The sequence below is a fragment of the Lactobacillus sp. UMNPBX17 genome, assembly GCF_002553735.1.
Classification (GTDB): Bacteria; Bacillota; Bacilli; order Lactobacillales; family Lactobacillaceae; genus Lactobacillus; species Lactobacillus gallinarum.
The window spans coordinates 1-2460 of record NZ_PCYT01000110.1 but is presented as its reverse complement, the minus strand read 5'-3'; the positions used below and the strand labels follow the sequence as shown (position 1 = coordinate 2460).

Genomic DNA, 2460 nt, shown 5'->3' with positions numbered 1-2460 from the left:
AACCGTACGTCCGGTGCAATGAGAGGGGCGAGAATTAAACTCCCTCTACTCTATTATCTATTGTTTTTCATCTAAAAGTTCAGTACCCACAAGAAGATAATGAATACGAAGAACAGTACCCACATCATCGGGCTGATTTCCTTACCACGCTTAGCTGCAAGCATGCAGATTGGGTAAGAAATCATCCCCCATGACAAACCATCAGAAATTGAGTAGGTAAGTGGCATACCTAAAATAATAAGGAATGCAGGAACCGCAATTTCTAACTTGTTCCAGTGAATATGAGCAGTATTTTGTGCCATCAAGACACCAACGATAATCAAAGCTGGTGCAGTAACTTGACTAGTGAACACGCCCAAAAGTGGACTGAAGATCATTGAGATCAAGAAGAGGATTGCTACAAAGACGGCAGTCAAACCAGTTCTACCACCAACGGCAATACCGGCACTTGATTCAACGAACGCACCAACTGGTGAAGTACCAAGAACTGAACCGACAGCCATCGCACTTGAGTCAGCAGCTAAAGCTTTACCAACACGTGGCATCTTGTTGTTCTTCATAAAGCCGGCTTGTTGAGCCAAACCGATCAAAGTACCAGCAGTATCGAAGAAAGTAACAAGTAAGAAGGTTAAGACAACAACCCACATTTGAACGGAATTAATATCCTTAACGTGGAAGATAGCTTGACCAAAAGTTGGAGCCAAACTTGGGGCAGTTGAGATCACCTTGTGTGGCAATGCAATTTGACCAGTACAAATACCGAAAATAGCGGCCAAAACCATACCGATGAAGATCGCACCTGGAACGCCCAAAATCATCAAGATAACAGTTACAAGCAAACCAAAGATGGTGATCCAAACAAGTGGATCGTGAAGTGAGCCTAAGCCAACCAAAGTTGATTTATTTGCGACGATTAACTTACCGTTTTGTAAACCTAAGAAGGCAATGAACAAACCGATACCTGATGAGATAGCAAACTTCAAGTCAGCTGGAATTGAATCAATGATCTTCTCACGTAATTTGAACAGAGTGATCAAAATAAAGATGATTGATGCAACGAAAACGCTGGCTAAAGCAGTTTGCCATGAAACATGCATCCCCACACAAACGGTGTAAGCGAAGAATGCGTTAATACCAAGAGCAGGAGCTTCACCAATTGGGTAGTTAGCAACAATACCCATGATTGCAGTACCAAGCGCACTGGCTAAAGCAGTAGCAGTAAAGACGGCACCGGTGTTCATGCCACTGGCACCTAAAACGCTAGGGTTAACAAACAAAATGTATGACATACTGATGAAAGTAGTCAAACCAGCAATAAATTCGACTTTAATGCTGGTATTGTATTTATCTAGTTGAAAATATTTCCTAATAAAATTCATAAAACTCTCTCCAAAGAATTGTTCGTGTTTTTGCTCTTTGAAAGCAACTCTTATACTTTAGCATTCATGATTAAATTTGTAAACACGAATTATCATCAAGAGATCATACCGATTCATTATAATTTGCTGTACAGACATAGACTTTAAGCACCAAATTACTTTCATTATCAGTTTTTTAGCATTATTCTTAATTACATAGATTAAAGAGATTAGGGGTGAAAAAATGTCCGCAAAACTTATTTTTTCAGATATCGATGGCACATTAATTAACGATGAATTGAAGGTAACGCCTAAAACGCGTGATGCAATTAGGCATCAGATTATTGCTGGCAATATCTTTATACCAGCTTCAGCTCGCCTGCCTAAGGGAATTATGACAGCGGTAGGACAGATCCTGACAGTCTTTCCGATGATTGCCTATAATGGCGCATTAGCACTAGATGAAACAGGCAGAGCATTAATTACGCGTTTTTTTAATGCAAAAGAAGCAGCAGAAATTTGCCATTATGTTGAAAAGCAAAATAATGGCTCGGCTTGGAATATCTATAGCGGCTATGTGTGGTATTGCGCTAAAGAAAAGAGTCCGCTGGTTGAACATGAAGAGAAAATTGTCAATGTTAAGGCCACTCCGGTTACTGTTGATCAAATTGAGCAATTGCAGGGCGTACACAAAGCTTTGATCATGGGCAAACCAGAAGAACTTGATCGTATGCAAAAAGAATTGATTAAAAAATTCCCAGATTTGAGCTTTGTCAGATCCTCAAGAACACTACTAGAAGTCGTACTAAAAGGCGTAAGCAAGGCCAGTGCAGTAGCAATTTTAGCGAAAGAATACAAGGTACCACTAAAAGATTGCATTGCTTTAGGTGATAACTATAATGATGAAGAAATGCTGGAAGAAGTAGGTCATCCAATTTTAATGGGTAATGCACCCGCAGAATTAAAAGAGAAGATTGGCTTAGATCATGTGACGCTCGATAATAATCATGATGGAATTGCTGAAGCGTTGGCAAAATTTGAATAAAGAAAGTGTCTGGGAAAAAACTAACTTTCAGATACCAAAAGACGATCAATCCAACTC

The 2460-nt window shown here is 39.7% G+C and carries 2 protein-coding genes; one reads left to right on the top strand and one right to left on the bottom strand.

Annotation, left to right across the window (positions count from 1 at the left end; genetic code table 11):
* Window positions 1–71: 71 nt before the first annotated feature.
* The gene (locus CP368_RS09675) at window positions 72–1379 is read right to left on the bottom strand and encodes an NCS2 family permease (RefSeq protein WP_098046040.1); all 1308 of its coding nucleotides are present in this window, start codon (window positions 1377–1379) and stop codon (window positions 72–74) included.
* A gap of 223 nt (window positions 1380–1602) precedes the next feature.
* Here CP368_RS09675 and CP368_RS09670 point away from each other — a divergent pair, with 223 nt between their 5' ends.
* Entirely contained in the window at window positions 1603–2403 is an 801-nt protein-coding gene (locus CP368_RS09670) for a Cof-type HAD-IIB family hydrolase (RefSeq protein ID WP_098046039.1), read from the top strand.
* The last annotated feature ends 57 nt before the right edge of the window (window positions 2404–2460 follow it).